The sequence below is a fragment of the Streptomyces sp. NPDC005799 genome (genome assembly GCF_040630525.1).
Taxonomy (GTDB): domain Bacteria; phylum Actinomycetota; class Actinomycetes; order Streptomycetales; family Streptomycetaceae; genus Streptomyces; species Streptomyces griseorubiginosus_B.
The window spans coordinates 17,626-37,851 of the sequence record NZ_JBEXXQ010000018.1 but is presented as its reverse complement, the minus strand read 5'-3'; the positions used below and the strand labels follow the sequence as shown (position 1 = coordinate 37,851).

Annotated in this window: 11 protein-coding genes; 1 reads left to right on the top strand and 10 read right to left on the bottom strand. The window is 68.1% G+C overall.

Annotated features, from left to right (window positions below; genetic code table 11):
* Nucleotides 1-269 precede the first annotated feature (269 nt).
* The 9 genes from ABZ453_RS19190 to ngcE form a co-directional block, all read right to left on the bottom strand.
* Nucleotides 270-1,763 carry an amino acid permease gene (locus tag ABZ453_RS19190; RefSeq protein WP_359016129.1) on the bottom strand — a complete coding sequence of 498 codons (1,494 nt, stop codon included), beginning with the start codon at nt 1,761-1,763 and terminating at the stop codon, nt 270-272.
* Between the two features lie 146 nt (nt 1,764-1,909).
* Nucleotides 1,910-3,829 (bottom strand): 1-deoxy-D-xylulose-5-phosphate synthase, encoded by a 1,920-nt coding sequence (dxs, locus tag ABZ453_RS19185; protein WP_359016128.1) that lies wholly within the window; start codon nt 3,827-3,829, stop codon nt 1,910-1,912.
* 177 nt (nt 3,830-4,006) lie between these two features.
* Complete coding sequence (locus ABZ453_RS19180) at nt 4,007-5,299, bottom strand: sugar ABC transporter permease (RefSeq protein ID WP_359016127.1); 1,293 nt, start codon at nt 5,297-5,299, stop codon at nt 4,007-4,009.
* Nucleotides 5,296-6,087 (bottom strand): ATP-binding cassette domain-containing protein, encoded by a 792-nt coding sequence (locus ABZ453_RS19175; RefSeq protein WP_359016126.1) that lies wholly within the window; start codon nt 6,085-6,087, stop codon nt 5,296-5,298. Before ABZ453_RS19175 ends, ABZ453_RS19180 begins: the two co-directional genes overlap by 4 nt.
* Before the next feature lie 183 nt (nt 6,088-6,270).
* Nucleotides 6,271-7,374, bottom strand: a complete 1,104-nt coding sequence (locus ABZ453_RS19170) for a substrate-binding domain-containing protein (RefSeq protein WP_165954970.1) — start codon at nt 7,372-7,374, stop codon at nt 6,271-6,273.
* Nucleotides 7,375-7,507: 133 nt separating this feature from the next.
* A complete protein-coding gene (locus ABZ453_RS19165; RefSeq protein ID WP_208780941.1) occupies nt 7,508-8,707 on the bottom strand; it encodes an ROK family transcriptional regulator in 1,200 nt (399 codons plus the stop codon).
* Between the two features lie 196 nt (nt 8,708-8,903).
* The gene (locus tag ABZ453_RS19160; RefSeq protein ID WP_133046052.1) at nt 8,904-9,827 is read right to left on the bottom strand and encodes a carbohydrate ABC transporter permease; all 924 of its coding nucleotides are present in this window, start codon (nt 9,825-9,827) and stop codon (nt 8,904-8,906) included.
* A gap of 15 nt (nt 9,828-9,842) precedes the next feature.
* Nucleotides 9,843-10,778, bottom strand: coding sequence for a sugar ABC transporter permease (locus tag ABZ453_RS19155; protein WP_133046053.1), 936 nt, complete (start codon nt 10,776-10,778; stop codon nt 9,843-9,845).
* Nucleotides 10,779-10,870: 92 nt separating this feature from the next.
* On the bottom strand, nt 10,871-12,316 hold the full coding sequence (gene ngcE, locus ABZ453_RS19150) for an N-acetylglucosamine/diacetylchitobiose ABC transporter substrate-binding protein (RefSeq protein ID WP_359016125.1): 1,446 nt from the start codon (nt 12,314-12,316) through the stop codon (nt 10,871-10,873).
* A 370-nt stretch (nt 12,317-12,686) separates the two neighbouring features.
* Here ngcE and ABZ453_RS19145 point away from each other — a divergent pair, with 370 nt between their 5' ends.
* Nucleotides 12,687-16,487, top strand: a complete 3,801-nt coding sequence (locus ABZ453_RS19145) for a GH92 family glycosyl hydrolase (RefSeq protein WP_359016124.1) — start codon at nt 12,687-12,689, stop codon at nt 16,485-16,487.
* 140 nt (nt 16,488-16,627) lie between these two features.
* Here the strand turns inward: ABZ453_RS19145 and ABZ453_RS19140 are convergent, their stop codons facing one another.
* Nucleotides 16,628-19,900, bottom strand: coding sequence for a GH92 family glycosyl hydrolase (locus tag ABZ453_RS19140; protein WP_359016123.1), 3,273 nt, complete (start codon nt 19,898-19,900; stop codon nt 16,628-16,630).
* Between the last annotated feature and the right edge of the window lie 326 nt (nt 19,901-20,226).

Below are 20,226 nucleotides of genomic sequence, written 5' to 3'. Positions count from 1 at the left end.
ACCGGCGGCCACCATCCGCGCCGGACCCACCCCCATCGGCGGACCCAACCGGTGGCCACGAGCGACGTCCGACCGTCCCGTCAGCGGGACCGGCCGGCGGCCGTCAGCCTCAGCCCGCTTGCCGGAGCCGGCTGACGACCAGCGATCCTCGTCTGCGCCCCTTGGCCGACCAAGCCGGCGACCACCGGTGTTCGCCGACCCCGTCGCCCCACCCCGCGGACATCACCGGCACCGACCAGCGGTCGACCGGCGTCCATCCATACCTGGCGTCACCGCACCGTCGGCTGCTCCTCGCGGCGTGCCAGGCGGCTGTGGGTGCGGCCGTAGAGGAAGTACACCGCGAAGCCGATGACCATCCAGATGGCGAAGCGGAGCCAGGTCTCGGCGGGGAGGTTGAGCATCAGCCACAGGCACGCGAGCACCGACAGGATCGGCACGAAGGGGACCCACGGGGTGCGGAAGGAGCGCTCCAGGTCGGGGCGGGTGTTGCGCAGGATGATGACGCTGATCGCGACGACGATGAACGCGAAGAGCGTGCCGATGTTCACCAGTTCGGCCAGTTCGCTGAGGCTGGTGAAGCCCGCGACGATCGCGATGACCACGCCGAGCAGGATGGTCGGGCGGTACGGCGTGCGGAAGCGCGGGTGGGTGTGGGAGAAGAAGCGGGGCAGCAGCCCGTCGCGGCTCATGGCGAAGAAGACGCGGGACTGGCCGAGGAGCAGGATCATGCAGACCGTGGTCAGGCCGACCGCCGCGCCGAAGCTGATCAGTCCCGCGAACCAGGGGTGCCCCGTCGCCTTGAACGCGTCGGCCAGCGGCGCGTCCACCGACAGCTTCGTGTACTTCTGCATGCCGGTCACCACGATCGACACGGCCACGTAGAGCGCCGTGCAGATGATCAGGGACCCGATGATCCCGCGCGGCACGTCCCGCTGCGGGTTCCGCGTCTCCTCCGCGGCCGTGGCGACGACGTCGAAGCCGATGAAGGCGAAGAACACCACGGACGCTGCGGTGAAGATGCCCATGACGCCGAAGTTGGAGGGCGCCCACCCGAACATCAGCTGGATCAGCGGCGCCTTGAGGTTGCCCCCCGCCTCCACGGTCTGCGCCTTGGGGACGAACGGGTCGTAGTTGTCGCCCTTGATGAAGAACGCGCCCGCGATGATGACGACGAGGACGACGGCGACCTTGATGGCGACGACGACCGAGGTGACCCGTGCGGAGAGCTTCATGCCGATGACGAGGATGGCGGTGAGCAGCAGCACGAGCGCGGCGGCGAGGATGTCGAAGCCGAACCCGGAGGCACCGTCCCGGCCGCTGAGCGAGGCGGGCAGATGCCAGCCCGCGTTGTCCAGCAGCGAGTGGATGTAGCCGGACCAGCCGACGGCCACCACCGCCGTGCCCAGCGCCAGCTCGAGGACCAGGTCCCAGCCGATGATCCAGGCCGGGAACTCCCCCAGCGAGGCGTAGGAGAAGGTGTACGCGGAGCCCGCGACCGGCACCGTGGAGGCGAACTCGGCGTAGCACAGCGCGGCGAGCGCGCAGACCACGCCGGCGACGACGAAGGACAGGGACACGGCGGGGCCCGCGGTGTTCTTGGCGGCCGTGCCGGTGAGGACGAAGATGCCGGTGCCGATGATGACACCGACGCCGAAGACCGTCAGATCCAGCACGGACAGGGATTTTCGGAGCGCGTGCTCCGGCTCCTCGGTGTCCCGGATGGACTGCTCGATGTTCTTCGTCCTGAAGAGGGTGCTGCTCACGGGCGTACCTCCCACGCTGTGTCGTCCCCGACATGATCGAGAGGGGGCGTAGTCCGTATGCCCCGGCGCGAGCGGATTCACGCGAATGGGCCGCTTCCACCACCCCTGGCGGTGGCGGAAGCGGCCCGTGGGAGGCGGGTGTCGCGTCAGTCCCGGGCGGGCTGCACCTCGGCCGCCGTGCGGTCGTAACGGCCGTCGAGCTGGGAGACGAGGCCGGTGACCTGACGGGCGATGTCGGGGGCGGTGAGGCCGATCTCCGCCATCACCTCGGCGCGCGAGGCGTGGTCGAGGAAGCGCGGCGGGATGCCGAAGTCGCGCAGGGGTACGTCGACGCCCGCGTCCCGCAGCGCCTGCGCGATCGCCGAACCGACGCCGCCGACCCGGGAGTTGTCCTCGACGGTGACGACCACCCGGTGCCGCTCGGCGAGCGGGGCCATGGCCTCGTCCACCGGCTTGACCCAGCGCGGGTCGACGACGGTGGTGGAGATGCCCTGCTTCTTCAGCAGCTCGGCGATCTCCAGGCACATGGGCGCCAGGGCGCCCACGGAGACCAGCAGCACGTCCGGCGTGTCCGTGCCCGGCTCGCGCAGGACGTCCATGCCGCCCACCCGTCCCACGGCGGGTACGGCGGGGCCGACGGCGCCCTTGGAGAAGCGCACCACGGTCGGCGCGTCCTTGACCTGGACGGCCTCGCGCAGCTGGGCGCGCACCTGGTCGGCGTCGCGCGGGGCGGCGAGCCTGAGGCCCGGGACGACCTGGAGGATCGACATGTCCCACATGCCGTTGTGGGAGGCGCCGTCGGTGCCGGTGACCCCGGCCCGGTCCAGGACGAAGGTCACGCCGCACTTGTGCAGCGCAACGTCCATCAGGACCTGGTCGAAGGCGCGGTTGAGGAAGGTGGCGTACACGGCGAAGACGGGGTGCAGTCCGCCGTGCGCGAGGCCGGCCGCGGAGACGGCGCCGTGCTGCTCGGCGATGCCGACGTCGTAGATCCGCTCGGGGAAGGTGTCGGCGAATTTCTTCAGGCCGACCGGCTGGAGCATCGCGGCCGTGATGGCGACGATGTCCTTTCGTTCCCTGCCGAGCTCGACCATCTCGTCGCCGAAGACGGAGGTCCAGTCGGCACCGGAGGCCTTGACCGGCAGGCCGGTGTCGGGGTGGATGGGGCCGATGCCGTGGAAGCGGTCGGCCTCGTCCTGGAGGGCGGGCTGGTAGCCGCGGCCCTTCTCGGTGAGGCAGTGGACGATCACCGGGCCGCCGAACCGCTTGGCGCGGGCCAGCGCGGACTCCAGCGCCTCGATGTCGTGGCCGTCGATGGGGCCGACGTACTTCAGGCCCAGGTCCTCGAACATGCCCTGCGGCGCGATGAAGTCCTTCAGGCCCTTCTTGGCGCCGTGCAGGGTCTCGTAGAGGGGCTTGCCGACGACCGGGGTGCGCCCGAGGAGGTCCTTGCCGCGGGCCAGGAAGCGCTCGTAGCCGTCGGTGGTGCGCAGGGTCGCGAGGTGGTTCGCGAGGCCGCCGATGGTCGGCGCGTACGACCGCTCGTTGTCGTTGACGACGATGACGAGGGGGCGGTCCTTGGCGTCGGCGATGTTGTTGAGGGCCTCCCAGGCCATGCCGCCGGTCAGCGCGCCGTCACCGATCACGGCGACCACGTGGTCGTCGCGCTCGAGGATCTGGTTGGCCTTGGCGAGCCCGTCGGCCCAGCCGAGGACCGTGGAGGCGTGGCTGTTCTCGATGACGTCGTGCTCGGACTCGGCCTGCGAGGGGTAGCCGGACAGACCGCCCTTCATCTTCAGCCGCGAGAAGTCCTGGCGGCCGGTGAGCAGCTTGTGCACGTAGGACTGGTGGCCGGTGTCCCACAGCACCTTGTCCCGGGGCGAGTCGAAGACCCGGTGCAGGGCGATGGTCAGCTCCACCACGCCGAGGTTGGGGCCGAGGTGGCCGCCGGTCTTGGAGACGGCGTCGACGAGGAAGGTCCGGATCTCCTCTGCCAGCTGCACCAGCTCCTCGGGGCTGAGCCGGTCCAGATCGCGCGGTCCCCTGATACGGGTCAGCAGCGGCACCCGTGCCTCCTTGCAGTAGAGCTGTTGCCGGGCTTGTCGAGTCTAATGTTCCGCCTGTGCGGGTGACGCCCGGGCGGTGCGTCGTAGGTCACGCGATCGGCTGTACCCACGATTGTCCGGTCCTACGACACGACGATGCCCGGCACCTGTCGGGTGCCGGGCATCGGGTGCGGTCGGTTACGCGCGTCCGGCCGTCTTCTGCGTCTTGCGGGTGATCGCGTCGATGACGACGGTCGCCAGCAGAACACCACCGGTGATCATGTACTGCACCGGCGAGGCGATGCCCTGCAGGGCGAGGCCGTACTGGATGGAGACGATCACCAGTACACCGAGGAGCGCGTTCCAGGTGCGGCCGCGGCCGCCGAAGAGGGACGTGCCGCCGATGACGGCCGCCGCGATGGCGTTCATCAGCAGGTCACCGCCACCGGCGCCCTGGTTGGCCGAGGCGATCTTCGAGGCGATGAACAGACCGCCGAGCGCGGCGAAGGTGCCGGAGATCGCGAAGACCGAGATCCGGACCATCTCCACGTTGATACCGGCACGCCGGGAGGCCTCGACGCTGCCGCCGAGCGCGAAGATCTTCCGGCCGTACGGCGTGCGGCGCAGGATGAAGTCCGTGACCAGCAGCACACCGACGAAGATCACGACGGCCAGCGGCAGGCCCTTGTACTGGTTGTAGACGATGGCCACGGCGAAGGCGACGATCGCCAGCAGCACCGTGCGGAGAATGGTCTCGCTCACCGGCCGGGACGGGACGCCGGCCGCCTCGCGGCGCTTGTTGCCGAAGTAGGAGCTGAGGAAGAACAGCGCGGTCACCGCGATGGCCAGGCCGTAGGAGGCGGCGACGTCGCTGAAGTAGTACGTCGTCAGCTTGGCGACCATGCCGTCGCTGTTGAGGTTGATCGTGCCGTTGGAGCCCAGGATCTGGAGCATGAAGCCGTTCCAGAACAGCAGGCCGGCCAGGGTGACCGCGAACGCGGGCACACCGATCTTCGCGAAGACGAAACCGTGGATCGCGCCGGCGACGGTGCCGGTGAGGATCGCCAGGATGAACGCCAGCCACTCGCTCATGCCGTGGTTGACGTTCAGTACGGCGAAGCTCGCGCCCGCGACACCGGAGACCGAGCCCACCGACAGGTCGATCTCGCCGAGCAGCAGTACGAAGACGATGCCGACGGCGATCATGCCCGTACCGACCATCGTGACGGAGATGTCGGAGAGGTTGTTCGCGCTCAGGAAGTTGGAGTTCAGGCTCTGGAAGATGATCCAGATGATCACCAGACCGATGACGACCGGGATGGAGCCCAGGTCGCCTGCCTTGATCTTGCGCTTGAACTCGGTGATGTAACCCGCGAAGCCCTGTTCCCGCACCAGCAGCCGGGGGTCGACCACGGTCGCGGCACCGGCCGCGGCCTCGGGGTTCTCCACCACGTGGTCCTCGGGAGGCGTGGAGGTCTTGTCGATGCTCACTTCTTGATCTCCCCAGTGCTGCGCGCCGCACGACGGGTCACGGCGTTGTCCGTGGCGCCGGTGATGGCGGAGATGATCTCTTCCTGCGAGGTCGACTTGACCTCGAAGACGCCGTTGTTACGACCCAGACGCAGCACCGCCACCTTGTCGGCGACGGCCTTCACGTCGGCCATGTTGTGGCTGATGAGGATCACGGCGTGACCACGTTCCCGCAGCCGCTCCACGAGGTCGAGGACCTGCGCGGTCTGCTCGACACCGAGAGCGGCTGTGGGCTCGTCGAGGATGACCAGCTTCGGCTCGCCCAGCATCGAGCGGGCGATGGCCACGGTCTGGCGCTGACCGCCGGAGAGCGAGGCGATCGGGATACGGACGCTGGGGATGCGGATGGACAGCTGGTCCAGCAGCTCGCGCGAGCGGCGCTCCATCTCGACCTCGTCGAGCACGCCGTACTTGCGGACCTCACGGCCCAGGTACAGGTTGCCCACGACGTCGATGTTGTCGCACAGCGCGAGGTCCTGGTACACCGTCGCGATGCCCAGGTGCTGAGCGTCGTGCGGCCTGTTGATCGAGACGGACCTGCCGTCCCACTCGATGACGCCCTCATCGATGGGGTGCACGCCGGCGATCGTCTTGACCAGCGTGGACTTTCCGGCGCCGTTGTCGCCCACCAGGGCGACCACCTCACCGGCGTGGACCTCAAGCTCTACGTCGGTGAGCGCCTGGACGGCACCGAACCGCTTGGAGACCCCGCGCAACGCCAGCACGGGCGTAGCGGACACGTGAACCATCTCCTTCGCCGCCTGACCCGGCGGGAGGTTGTGCAGAAGTTTTGGGGGGCTGATCCGTCCGGCGCCCCGCAGCTAGCTTGCGGGGCTGTGTGATGCGCGGGGCGCCGGAGGAGCCTTGGAGCGGGCGTCCCGTAAGGGAATTCAAGAGCGAATTCCCCTACCTGGGAAGGGACCTGCCGCTGTCTACTTCAGACCGATCTTGTCGCAGGCGGCCTTGTACTGCGGGGTGCAGATGTCGGCGACCGTGTAGATGCCGTCCTTGATGACGGTGTCGTTGATGTTGTCCTTGGTCAGCGCGACGACCGAGATGATCTTCGCCGGGATGCCCTTGTCGCTCGGGCTGTCGACCTTGTCGGGAGCGACGGAGCTGAGGTCCTTGCCCTGGGCGATGTCGACGGCCATCTCCGCGACGGTGTTGGCCTCGGTCGGGTAGGGCTTGTAGACGCTCATGTACTGCGTGCCGGTGACGATGCGCTGCACACCCGCGAGCTCCGCGTCCTGGCCGGTGACCGGGATGTTGGAGATACCGGCGGCCTTGAGGGCGGTGATGATACCGCCGGCCATGCCGTCGTTGGCCGAGTAGACACCGATGAGGTTCTTCTTGCCGATCGCCGAGATCGCCGCCTCCATGTTGGCGTTGGCGTTCTCCGGCTTCCAGTCCTTGGTGTCGTAGGACTCGCCGATGTTGACCTTGCCCTGGAGGACGGAGAGGGCGCCCTTCTTGAACTGGGCGGCGTTCGGGTCGGTCGAGGCCCCGTTCATCATGACGATCTTGCCGGACTTGGCCTTCGAGCCGAGGGCCTTGAGCAGGGCCTCGCCCTGGGTCTTGCCGACGGTCTCGTTGTCGAAGGACGTGTAGCCGGAGATCGGGCCCTGCGCGAGGCGGTCGTAGGCGACGACCGGGATGCCGGCGTCCTTGGCCTTCTGGACCGAGTTCTTGATGGCCGCGGAGTCCACCGCGTCCACGATCAGCACGTCGACCTTCTGGGTGACCATGGTGTCGACCTGCTGGGCCTGGAGGCTGGCGTCCTGCTTGGCGTTGGCGTAGACGACCGTGCCCTTGCCGTTGGTCAGCTCCTTGACCTTCTTCTCGATCAGGGGCTTGTCGAACTTCTCGTAACGCGCGGTCTGGTTCTCCGGAAGCAGGAGACCGACCTTGATGTTGTCGCCCTTCTTGGACGACGAGCTCGAAGAGCTGCTCTTGTTGCCGGACTCCTTGGCGGAGCCACAGGCGGCCAGCGAAACGGCCATCGCGCCGGCAGCAACGGCAAACGCGGCACGACGCATACGCGTGTTCACTTCAGAAACCTCCCTGACGAGGCCGCGACGTTGCGGCCGAGGTGGCTGGAAGTCAACTCGGCCACACGTGCGACGTCAAGAAGTAAATCCTTAACGAGATGGCAACGGTGCCATCCGTTCTCTAAGTGAAGGCAGGGGTCGCCGTAGCGAGCGTGCCGTCCAAAAGGGTCGAATCACCCATCTCGCTGAGCGCGAGAGCGAGTGCTCCGAGCACTTCCGCACGGCCCCCAAGTGCCCCGGGGAGAACGGACAGTTGGCGCGCCGCGCTGGGGATTGCGTAGCGGCCGACGGACTCCCTGATCGGCCCGAGCACCAGCTCACCGGCCTCGGCGAGATCACCGCCGAGCACCACCCGGCTCGGGTTCAGCAGATTGCAGAGATTGGCGACTCCAGAGCCGATGTGGCGGCCGACGTCGGCGATCACGCGACGGCAGCCCGGGTCTCCGTCCCTGGCCAGCCGCACGACGCCTTCCATCGTCAGATCCGTGCCGTGGCTGGACTGGAGGAGCGGCAGCACATAGCGCGCGGCCGCGAAGGTCTCCAGGCAGCCCCGGTTTCCGCAGCGGCAGACGGGGCCGGATTCATCAAGAGTAATATGTCCGATTTCTCCCGCTGTACCACCTGGCCCGCGGTAGATCTTCCCGTTGATCACCAAACCGGCGCCCACACCGCTGGCGACCTTGATGTATGCAAGATCACGCACGCCCCTGCCGCTGCCCCAGACCAGCTCACCGAGGGCGCCGAGGTTGGCGTCGTTGTCCACGTGCACCGGCACGCCGAGCCGCCCCCGCAGCTCCTCGGCGGGCCTGGTGCCGGTCCAGCCCGGCAGGATGGCGGTGGAGCCCAGCGTCCCGGATTCGACATCGATCGGTCCGGGCACACCGAGGCCCACTCCGGCGATCTTCGAGCGGTCCACGCCCGTCGCGCTGATCAGGCGGTTGACCAGCTCCTCCGCCCGGTCGAAGCCCTGGGTCGAGGAGGCGTCCACGTCCAGCGGCTCGGACTCCTCGGCGAGCACCTGATGGGCGAGGTTGCCGACGGCGACCCGCAGGTGCGTATGCCCGAAGTCGACCCCTATGACGATGCCGGCGTCCCCGCTCAGCGAGACGCTGCGGGCCCTGCGGCCACCCGCCGAGGTGGGCGTGACCTCGACCGTTCCGCCGTCCTTGAGCTCGCGGACGATGTTGGAGACCGTCGCCGCGGACAGGCCCGTGGTCCTCGCGATCTCCGCCTGCGTGAGGGACCCGGCCAGCCGGACGGCCCGTACGACCCGTTCCAGGTTGGCTCGGTGCAGTGACGACTGCGACCCCGGAGTCTCCACGACGACCTCCTGCGCACGGGACCGCCTCGATGAGGCCCCGTCTATGTCCAACTAGTGAACTCTAAGCTGAGCCGTTCGGGTCGCCTCCCGTCAAGAGGTTGAACCGTATCCGGGTGGATGGACGCACATATGAGCGCGCCGCCCCCGGGTCCGGGGACGGCGCGCTCGTGGGCGCCGCGCGAGAGCGGGCTCCCGCCTACTTGAGGGTCGCCGAGGTCAGTCCCGCCTGCACCTGACGCTGGAAGGACAGGTACACCACGAGCATCGGGATCATGGCGATGGTCACGCCGGCGAACAGTACCGGCAGGTCGGAGGCGTAGCCCTGCTGCTGTTGCAGCTGGATGAGGCCCTGGGTGAGGACGTACCGCTCGGGGTCGCCGCCGCTCTGCGGCTGCATGAGGACCGTCGGCAGGATGAACTGGTTCCACTGCCCGAGCGTGTTGAAGATGCCCACGCTGATCAGTCCGGGCTTCGCCATCGGCAGCATGACCTGGAAGAAGGTCCGGGTGTGCGAGGCGCCGTCCAGGATCGCCGCCTCGAAGACCGCCGTCGGCAGGGTTCGGAAGAAGGCGTGCATGAAGAACACCGTGAACGGCATCGAGTAGGCGATGTAGACCAGGATCAGCCCCTGGTAGGTGTTCAGCATGTCCAGCCGCTTGACCATGAAGAACAGCGGGACGAGGGCGAGGAACACCGGGAACATCGCGCCGGCGACGAAGAAGTAGTACAGCAGCCGGTTGCCCCAGAACTGGTAGCGGGCCAGCACGTAGGCCGCCATGGAGCCGAAGAGCATGGTCAGCGGCACCGAGAAGACCAGGACGATCACGGTGTTCAGGAAGTAGTCGCCGATGCCCTTGTTCCAGGCGCGGTGGAAGACGCCGAAGGACCAGTTGTGCGGCCAGCCGAAGGCCGAGCCGCCGATCTGGGCGTCGGTCTTGAAGGAGCTGATCACCAGCCACAGCAGCGGCAGCACGATCAGCAGGGCCCACAGGGCGAGGAAGCCGTGCGAGAAGACGTTCAGTACGACGCCCTCGCCGCGCTTGTCGTCGGGGCGGGCGGGGCTCTTGGCGACGGGCCGCTCGGCGGGCGCGGCCGGGGTCTCCTTGATGGGGGCGCTCATCGTCTTGTCTCCCGCTCAGAACTCGATGCGCTCGCGGCGGGTGACGCGCAGCGTGAAGACGGACAGGATCAGGGTGAGCAGCAGCATCACGACACCCATGGCACAGGCGTAGCCGCTCTTGCCGAAGTACAGGAAGTTGCGCATCATCACGGTCGCCATGACGTCGCTGTGGTGGTCGGGTCCACCGCCGTAGGCGCCCATGTTCTGGGTCATCGAGGAGACCAGCACGAACATGTCCATCGCGATGATGCCGAGGTACACCCACGCCGTCTGCACGGTGTCCCACAGCAGCGGCAGGGTGATCCGGAAGAACGACTGGTTGCGGTTGGCGCCGTCGATGAGCGCGGCCTCGTAGATGTCCTTCGGGATGGACTGCATGGCCGCCGAGAACAGCACCAGATAGAAGCCGACGCCCTGCCAGATCACGGCGACCATCAGCGCCCACAGCACCATGTGCGGCTCGTTGAGCCATTCGACGGGGTTGTCCGGGTCGACCAGGTGGATCTTGATCAGGACGCCGTTGAGCAGACCGCCGCCGTCACTGCGGTAGACCGCGTTGAACAACACCGCGAGAATCGCCAGGGACAACACCTGCGGGAAGAAGTAGACGATTTTGTAGACCTTCGATCCGGCGACGCCCTGGACACCGCCGGCTTTGCTGCGTCCACCCGCGTTCAGCATGAAGGCGAAGAACAGCGCCAGCAGGATCGTGATCACCGGAATGAAGACCAGGAACTGGATGTTGTGCCAGATGGCCTGCATGAAGACGTCGTCGTGGAACAACGCCCGGTAATTGGCGAATCCGACGAACTTGAAGGTCTGCGACTGCCCCTTCCAGTCCGTGAGGGAATATCCGAACGTCTGGATGTAAGGCCAGATGACAAAGACCACGTAGAGCAACACGGGAGCGAACAAGAACCCCGCGACGAACCGGTACTGCCCTTTTCGCATACCTGCCCCTGATATTCCGGTCGGTGCAGCGCCCCAAAGGGGCGCGGGGAACCGCCCGGTACCAAAGGCAGTCCCCACGGCGCCCCCGTGGCCTATTCGTGCACGTTCTTCTTGGACGCGGGGTCCGCGGCCTGCTTGTCGACGGCGGCCTGACACCGCTTCAGCCACTCCTTGGGCTGGATGCGCTTGGCCATGAGCTCATTGGACGCGTTCTGGATGGCCGTGTCCATCTCGCTGTACCAGTCCGGGTAGAGGTAGCGGAAGGTGTTGTCGCCGGCCGCCTTCGAGGCCTCGACCGTGGACTGCGTGCCCGGGCGCAGCTTGACGCTGGCGTCGACGCCGTCCTTGAGGATGGTGAGCGAGTTGGCCTGCTTGGCGAAGAGCGTCGACCACTCCTTGGAGAGCATGTGCCGCATGAACTCCTTGGCGCCGGGCAGGTTCTTGGCCTTCGCGGGGATGATGAAGGGCTCGCCGGAGCCGGCCCGGATCGCCTCGAAGGGCATCTTGCTGTCGGGCAGCAGCGGCATCGGCAGGAACTTCATGTCGAAGTCCGAGGGCGTCTGCTTGAGCTGCTCGTTCTCCAGCCAGGAACCGCAGGTGATGAACGCCGCTTTGTACTGGTTCCAGCGGGTCTGCGACTCGGTGTGGGTCAGGCCGTTGGTGCCGGGCATCAACAGGCCCTTCTCCACGACCTCGTAGATCGCCTCGATGCCCGCCTGGGCCGCGGCGGAGCCGACGAAGGCGTTCGGCTTGAGGTTGTCGATCGCCTTGACGGCGTCGATGCCGCCCTTCTTGGCGATCATGTCCATGATGGCGACATTGATGTAGTACGGGTACTTGCCCTGGTGGGCGAGACCGCCGATGCCCGCCTTCTTGGCCTCCTGGCAGATCTTGATGAAGTCGTCCCAGGTCTTGGGCGGCTCCCAGCCCTTCTCCTTGAAGAGCTTGCCGGAGTACCACAGGCCCCACACCGTGTAGATGTAGTTCAGGGCGACGACCTTGCCCTCCTGGACGCCCGGGTCGAGGGTGCCGGGGATCAGCATGTCCCGGACCTTCTTGCTCGGGTCGTCGACCGACGGCGCGTCGAGAACCGTGGCGAGGTCCAGCAGCTGGCCGTTCTTGTAGAGCACGTCGACCTTGATCTGCTGGGCGCCGGAGTCGTCGACGATGTCCGGCGGGTTGCCCGCGTTGAAGCGGGGCTGGAGCTTTCCGGTGATCTCCTGGGTGCCGGTGTGGGTGGAGGTGATGCCGAGCTTCTTCTCGTAGTCCGCCTCCCACGCCTTGGCGTAGTCGTCGCCGTAGCCACCCTTGAAGATGACGACGTCGAGCTTGGTGCCCTTCTTCGCACCGAACGGGTTCGACTTGGACGTCTTGCCCTCGTCGTTGCCACTGGAGTTGTCGTTCCCGCCACCACTGGCGCAGGCCGCCAGAAAACTCATCGTGGGGACGGAGATCAGGCCGAGTGCGGCCGACCGCTTGATCAGATCGCGGCGGCCGACACCCGCGGTGCCGTTGTTCTCGGCGGAAGTGGATCCCATGCTCAAAGTCCTCGCCTTCTCCAGGACTCAGGCGGTGAACCGGATCCTCCGGGCACCGCGGTCAGGTCAAGCAGGGTCGTGCAGGACGTACGGATCATGCCGTATCGATCGTGTGAAGTGCCGACAGGTATAGTCCACTTCCCGCGGCCGGAGCAAGATCGAACGCAAGGTTGGCCATCGGTCTTTTCCGAGTTGAGACCTCGCGGAAATATGAAGGCCCGGTGTACCGCTTGCCGGAAAAATCCTCGACATAAGCCCCGAATGCCACACTCAACACCCTTGACAGCACTGACCACTTGACCCACTACTGGTCTCTGCGCAGCAAAGTTGACAACGTTGTCCGGATGGCGCGCAGGAGGGGTGCTGGTCCATGAGACACAGAGCTCGGCACAGACGGGGTACGGCGGTCGTCCTCACGGCCGCCTTTGTCATGGCTGTGGGGTCGCAGGGGGCGGCGGTCGCCCTGCCGGAGGCTCCGGCCAAGGCGGACCGGGAGTTCGCGTCCTCGTTCGAGGCGGGTGACCCGGCGCCGACCTGGCTGAACACGGTGGACACCGCGCCGGACGGGAGCAAGCGGGCCTCCGGTGTCGACGGCGGCTACAGCAGCGGTGTCGCCGGGAACGTCAACGACCATGTCACGGACGTCCGGGCCAGCAGCGAGAACTCGGGCGGCGGCGAGGTGAAGGAGAACCTGGTCGACGGCGAGTCCGGCACCAAGTGGCTGACCTTCGCGCCCACCGGCTGGGTGGAGTTGGACCTCGACAAGCCGTACGCGATCACCACCTACGCGCTGACCTCCGCCAACGACGAGGCCGGGCGCGACCCGCAGGACTGGACCCTGCAGGGCTCGACGGACGGCAAGGACTGGAAGACCGTCGACACCCGCTCCGGGCAGTCCTTCTCGGAGCGGTTCCAGACCAAGCAGTACGACCTGGCGGCGCCGGCCGAGTACGAGCACTTCCGGCTCGACATCACCAAGAACAACGGCGCCGACATCCTGCAGCTGGCGGACCTGCAGCTCTCCACGGGCGGCAGCGGCGGCTCGGTGCCCGAGGACATGCTGTCGCTGGTCGACCGCGGGCCCGCCGGATCGCCGACCGCGAAGGCGGCCGCCGGGTTCACCGGAAAGCGTGCGCTGCGCTACGCCGGCCGGCACACGGCCGACGGGCGGGCGTACTCGTACAACAAGATCTTCGACGTCAACGTGAGGGTCGACCGGGACACCCAGCTGTCGTACCGCCTGTATCCGCAGATGGCCGACGGCGACCGCGACTACGACGCCACGAACGTCTCCGTCGACCTGGTCTTCACCGACGGCACCCGCCTCAGCGACCTGGGCGCCACCGACCAGCACGGCTTCCCGCTCAGCCCCCAGGGGCAGGGCGCGTCGAAGGTGCTGTACGTCAACCAGTGGAACAACGTGGTCTCGCGGATCGGGTCGGTCGCGGCCGGGAAGAGCGTCGACCGGATCCTGATCGGGTACGACTCCCCCAAGGGCCCGGCGAAGTTCCGGGGCTGGCTGGACGACCTGGCGATCAGGCCGGTGGCGCAGGAGCAGCCGAAGGCGCATCTGTCGGACTACGTGCTGACCACCCGGGGCACCAACTCCAGCGGCAGCTTCTCGCGCGGCAACAACTTCCCCGCGACCGCGCTGCCGCACGGGTTCAACTTCTGGACCCCGGTGACCAACGCGTCCTCGCTGAGCTGGCTGTACGACTACGCGCGGGCCAACAACGACGACAACCTGCCGACGATCCAGGCGTTCAGCGCGAGCCATGAGCCGAGCCCGTGGATGGGTGACCGGCAGACGTTCCAGCTGATGCCGTCGGCGGCCGCCGGCACCCCGGACACCGGCCGCGAGGCGCGTGAGCTGGCGTTCCGGCACGAGAACGAGACCGCGCGGCCGTACTACTACGGGGTGCGCTTCGAGAACGGTCTCAAGGCCGAGATGACCCCGACCGACCACGCGGCCGCCCTGCGCTTCACCTACCCGGGCGACGACGCGAGCGTGATCTTCGACAACGTCACCGAGCAGGCGGGGCTCACCCTCGACAAGGCCAACGGGGTCGTCACCGGCTACTCGGACGTCAAGTCCGGGCTGTCGACCGGCGCCACCCGGCTGTTCGTGTACGGCGTCTTCGACAAGCCGGTGACGGACGGCTCCGCGAGCGGGGTCAAGGGCTACCTGCGCTTCGACGCCGGCTCCGACCACACCGTGAACCTGCGTCTGGCCACCTCGCTGATCAGCGTCGACCAGGCCAAGGACAACCTGCGTCAGGAGATCCCGGACGGCACGTCCTTCGACACGGTCAGGAAGGGCGCCCAGCGGGCCTGGGACAGGCTGCTGGGCAAGGTGGAGGTCGAGGGCGCCACGAGCGACCAGCTGACCACGCTGTACTCCAGCATGTACCGGTTGTACCTCTACCCCAACTCCGGTTTCGAGAAAGTCGGTTCGAAGGCGCAGTACGCCTCGCCGTTCTCCCCGATGCCCGGGGCGGACACCCCGACCCACACCGGGTCGAAGATCGTCGACGGGAAGGTGTACGTCAACAACGGCTTCTGGGACACCTATCGGACGACCTGGCCCGCGTACTCCCTGCTGACGCCGAGTCAGGCTGGCGAGATGGTGGACGGGTTCGTCCAGCAGTACAAGGACGGCGGCTGGACGGCCCGTTGGTCCTCCCCCGGGTACGCGGACCTGATGACCGGCACGTCCTCGGACGTGGCCTTCGCGGACGCCTACGTCAAGGGCGTGAAGTTCGACGCGAAGGCGGCCTATGAAGCGGCCGTGAAGAACGCGACGGTCGTTCCGCCGACGTCGGGCGTGGGCCGCAAGGGCATGGCCACCTCCCCGTTCCTCGGCTACACCACCACCTCCACGGGCGAGGGCTTCTCGTGGGCGATGGACGGCTACAACAACGACTACGGCATCGCGCGGATGGGCCAGGCCCTCTACGCGAAGACGGGGGACAAGCGCTACAAGGAGGAGTCGGAGTACTTCCTCAACCGCGCCCAGGACTACGTCAACCTCTACGACAAGCAGGTCGACTTCTTCCAGGGGCGGGACGACCAGGGCGACTGGCGGCTGGACGCCTCGAAGTACGACCCGCGCGTGTGGGGGTACGACTACACCGAGAGCAACGGCTGGGGCTACGCCTTCACGGTCCCGCAGGACACCCGGGGCCTGGCCGACCTGTACGGGGGCCGGGACGCGCTGGCGAAGAAGCTCGACACGTTCTTCTCCACGCCGGAGACGGCCGACCCGCAGTTCTCCGGCTCGTACGGGGGCGTCATCCACGAGATGACCGAGGCCCGCGACACCCGGATGGGCATGCTCGGGCAGTCCAACCAGCCCGCACACCACATCCCGTACCTGTACGACGCGGCCGGCCAGCCGTGGAAGACGCAGGCGAAGGTCCGCGAGATACTGTCCCGGCTCTACGTGGGCAGTGAGATCGGCCAGGGCTACCACGGCGACGAGGACAACGGCGAGCAGTCGGGCTGGTACCTCTTCTCCGCGCTCGGCTTCTACCCGCTGGTCATGGGCAGCGGCGAGTACACCATCGGCTCCCCGCTGTTCAAGAAGGCCACGGTGCACCTGGAGAACGGTCAGGACCTGGTGATCAAGGCGCCGAGGAACAGCCAGAAGAACGTCTACGTCCAGGGCGTGCGCTTCAACGGCCGCGTGTGGAACTCGACTTCGCTGCCGCACTCGCTGCTGTCGAAGGGCGGGGTCCTCGAGTTCGACATGGGGGCCAAGCCCTCGGGGTGGGGCTCGGGCAAGAACGCGGGGCCGGTGTCCATCACCCAGGGCGACAAGGTCGCGACGCCCCGGGCGGACGTGCTGAAGGGTGACGGGCCGCTGTTCGACAACACCTCGGCGACGGACGCCACCGTGACCTCCGTGGACCTGCCGGTCTCCGGTCCGGTCAAGGGCCTTCAGTACACGCTGACCTCGTCGGGGGACCACACCAGGGCGCCGGCCGGCTGGACGCTCCAGGGCTCCGACGACGGCACCACCTGGAAGACGCTCGACAAACGGTCCGGCGAGTCCTTCACCTGGGACCGGCAGACCCGGGCGTTCAGCGTGGGCTCCCCGGGTACGTACGGGAAGTACCGTCTGGTCTTCGACGGCCAGCCGACCGTGTCGGAGGTCGAACTGCTCGCCTGAGCAGCCGAGTTGGGAGCCTGATGCCGCTTGTGGCGTGGGCGCCCACCGCACGCTCTCCTACCTGGAGGGCATCAGCTTCGCCCGAGCGGCGCGGACCTCCGCAAGGAGATCCGCGCCGCTCCGCACAACGGCGTTGCCGGTCAGGCCGTCGCCAGCGTGAACACGTGCAGATCCGCGTTCCGCGGCAGTGTCACGCTCGCGATGGTCCTTCCCTGCGGTGCCGCGAACGGCTTCGTGGCGAAAACGTAGGTCGCGACCGGGTCCTTGTCCGCGCCGGCGACGTTCCGGTACGCGGTCCTGGCGAGGACCTCGTTGCCGTACTGGACGGTGCCGCCGCCCCCGCCGACGGTCCAGTCGGTGAAGGAGAGGTCGATCGCCTCGGTGCCTCCGTCGGTGTAGGTGACGGTGGCCTTGGTCTGCTGGTTGCCGTTGACCGCGCTGCCGACGAAGGACAACGCGGCTGCCGGGCTGTCGAGGCGGACGGTCTGCCCGTCGGACGAGACGTTGTCCGGGCGGCCTGCGGGCGAGTCGGGCCAGGTGAAGGTGAGCCCGTCGACCGTCCCCCGCGCGCCCGGTGTCAGACCGGCCGCGGCGAGGGCCTGGCGGGAGTAGCTCCAGCCGCCGCCGTCGTAGTCGGCCTCGTCGTGCTCGCCGGCGTCGTCCGAGACACCGGTGTTGTCGTAGGCGGCGAGCAGGGTGCCGGGGGCGGCCACGGTGAGGGCGACCGGCTGCTCGTAGGAGGTGCCGTCGGAGGTCACGGTGACCTTGACGTCGTAGTAGCCCTGCTTCATGTCCCTGGCCGAGCTGAGCCTGATCTTCTGCGAGCCGTCGACGACCGTGCCGGAAGCGGGAGTCGCGGTGACCCCCTCGGGTGTCTCGACCCGGAACCGCACCTCGGGCCCCGCGCCCCCGCTCATCGACAGGGCACGGATGCCGACCTCGGTGCTCTCGCCGGGTGCGAGGGTCGCCGTCGTCGGTCCGACGCCGATCTGGTACGGCTGCTCGCCCTGCCGGAAGGACGGCGGAGCGTCGGCGGGATCGCTGCCCCAGGCCTTGTCGGGCGTACCGGAGAGCGTGTAGTCGAGCCGGCCGCCGTCCCGCACGAGGGAGGCGGGCAGCCAAGGCCGCTGGCTGGTACGGCCGTTGACCTTCAGCGAGGTGATGTACGGGGCGTCGGCGGCGGCGCCGTTCGCGCGGATGGAGATGTCGTTGCCCCGGGGACGGTCGATCTCGATCCGCGGGAACAGCGGTGACGCCAGGGTGAGTTCGGCTCGGGAGGGCACCTGGGGGTACATCCCGAGCGCGGAGAAGACGTACCAGGAGGACATCGCGCCGAGGTCGTCGTTGCCGGGAATGCCGCCGGGCTGCGTCGACCAGAGCTGCCGCATCGCGGCCCGCACGGTCTCCTGCGTCCTGTAGGGAGCACCCACGTAGTCGTACAGGTAGGGCACGTTGATCGACGGCTCGTTGTCCAGTTCGGACTTGTCGCCGCCGCTGCCGGTGAACGCCCAGCTCCCGTCGCTGTCGTGGAAGAAGGCGTCGAGGCGGGTCAGCGCCTTGTCCCTGCCGCCCATCGCCGCGAACAGGCCGGCCGGGTTGTGCTGGACCATCCATGTGTACTGCGCGGCCGTACCCTCGACGAAGCCGTTGCCGGTGGCCGGGGTGAAGCCGGTGACCCAACTGCCGTCGGCCTTGCGGTTGGCGATGTAACCGCCCGTCGGATCGGCGGCGATGTTGAAGTTGTTCTGCCACCACTGGGCGCGCCCGGCGAAGGCGGCCGCCGTGTCCTTCTCCCCGGCCGCCGTGGCGAGTTGGGAGAGGGAGAAGTCGGCGGTCGACATCTCCAGGGTCTCCGCCGCCCCGCCCCAGGCGTTGGAGACGGACGGCATGTAGTGCAGCTTCAGGTACTTGTCCAGGGAGGGGCGCTGGCCCACGGACAGGACGGGCTTGCCGGCCGCCGACAGGTCCTGCTCGGTGGGCACGGTCGCCGCCCGGACCAGCGACGACAGCGCCCCGCGCAGATCGAAGTCCGTGCCGCCGAAGGCGCGGATCCCGGCGAGGGCGGTCGGTGCGGGGTCGCCGTTCATGACGTGCGTGCCGCTCGCGCCGTGCAGCCAGCGGTCCCAGACACCGCCGTTCTGCCGGGCGAGTTCGTACAGGGACTGCGCGATGTCCGAGCCGGTGCGCGGATCGAGCAGGGTCAGCAGCTGCACCTGGTCGCGGTAGACGTCCCAGCCGGAGAAGGTGCCGTACTGCGCCCGGTGGCCCTTGCCGACGGTGTGCGCCTTGCCGTCGCCGCCCCGGTATCGGCGGTCGACGTCACTGATGACGTTCGGGTGCAGCAGGGCGTGGTAGAGCGCGGTGTAGAAGGTGGTGCGTTCGTCGTCGGTGCCGCCGCCGACCCGGACGGCGCCGAGACGGTCCCGCCAGGCGTCATGGGCGGCGGCCCGGACGGCGTCGAAGGAGCGCTTCGGCGGGTTCTCCGCGGCCAGGTTGGCTGCGGCCCCGGCCTGGCTCACATAGGAGATGCCGACCTTGACGTTCACGGGTCCCCCGCCCGGCGCGAACTCCACATAACCGCCCGCGCCCTTGCCGGCGACGGGCCGTCCACCCTTGGCGAAGCCGCCGGTGCCGCCGGAGGCCGAGGTGGAACCCGGGCTCAGCCCGTCGTCCTGCCAGGTTCCGGCCGCCTTGAAGTCACGGTCGAAGCGGGCGGTGAAGTACAGGGTGTAGTAGGCCCGTTGGCCCTCCGGATCGAGGTAGCCGCAGAAGTCGCCGGAGGTCACCGAGCCGGAGACGGTCCGCGTCGCCGGGTCGATGGTCACCGACGAATCGGTCGAGCCCACCTCGGAGTTGGCCGTGCGGATCAGGAGCGAGGCGGGCTTGTCGGCCGGGTAGGTGAACCGCGCCGAGCCGGTGCGCGCCGTCGCCGTGAGGTCGGCGGTCACACCGGACGCCAGGCCCACCTTGTAGTGCCCGGGCTCGGCGGTCTCGTCGGCATGGCTGAAGTCCGAGGCGTAGACGGCGTCCTCGGTGTCGCTCGCGGGCGACGAGGTGACCTCGCCGGCGTACGGGAAGAACGGGATGTCGCCACTGCCGCCCGCGCAGCCGGTGCCGGACATATGGGTCAGGCTGAAGCCCCGGATGCGGGTGGCGTCGTACCGGTAGCCGCCGGGCGCGGCCGTTCTGGTCGCGTCGCCCCTGGTGTTCTCCGGGCTCCAGGAGAGCATGCCGAACGGGGTGACGGCACCCGGGAAGACATCGCCGCCGTTCTTGGTGCCGATCAGCGGATCGACGTACGAGGTCGGGTCCTTGACCAGGTCAGGGGGTGCTGACGTGGCCGCCAGGGCGGGTGTGGCGCCGGTGACCGCGAGAACGGCGGCCAGCAGCAGGGACGTCGGACGGAAGCGCATGACGCGGCCCCTCCTCCTTCGGACGGGTCGCGCACCACAGGTCGCACAAGCCGCAGTGACCGTAGCGTGCGCCACGGGTACCACGGAAGACCGCGTGCCCTCGGGTCGGCGCACGGAACGCGCCACTCGATCGGGTAGTAGCAGGCCAAGTTGGTTGACATCGTTGTCCGTTGGCGCGGTAGAGTCACATGCAGACCAATCGACAACGTTGTCGCATCACAGCGTCGTCGCACAAGCCGGCACCACCGCACCAGCCAGCACACCGCACAAGCCAGCCACACCCGGACAGGTACTCCCCCGGCCTGGACCGGCTCGCGGACCCGGTG

Bases quoted from the DNA above. Each gene is read 5' to 3' on its own strand.
- ABZ453_RS19175 (WP_359016126.1), bottom strand. From the start codon at position 6,087: ATGGTTCACGTGTCCGCTACGCCCGTGCTGGCGTTGCGCGGGGTCTCC.
- ABZ453_RS19170 (WP_165954970.1), bottom strand. From the start codon at position 7,374: ATGCGTCGTGCCGCGTTTGCCGTTGCTGCCGGCGCGATGGCCGTTTCG.
- ABZ453_RS19160 (WP_133046052.1), bottom strand. From the start codon at position 9,827: ATGAGCGCCCCCATCAAGGAGACCCCGGCCGCGCCCGCCGAGCGGCCC.
- ABZ453_RS19155 (WP_133046053.1), bottom strand. From the start codon at position 10,778: ATGCGAAAAGGGCAGTACCGGTTCGTCGCGGGGTTCTTGTTCGCTCCC.
- ngcE (WP_359016125.1), bottom strand. From the start codon at position 12,316: ATGGGATCCACTTCCGCCGAGAACAACGGCACCGCGGGTGTCGGCCGC.
- ABZ453_RS19145 (WP_359016124.1), top strand. From the start codon at position 12,687: ATGAGACACAGAGCTCGGCACAGACGGGGTACGGCGGTCGTCCTCACG.
- ABZ453_RS19140 (WP_359016123.1), bottom strand. From the start codon at position 19,900: ATGCGCTTCCGTCCGACGTCCCTGCTGCTGGCCGCCGTTCTCGCGGTC.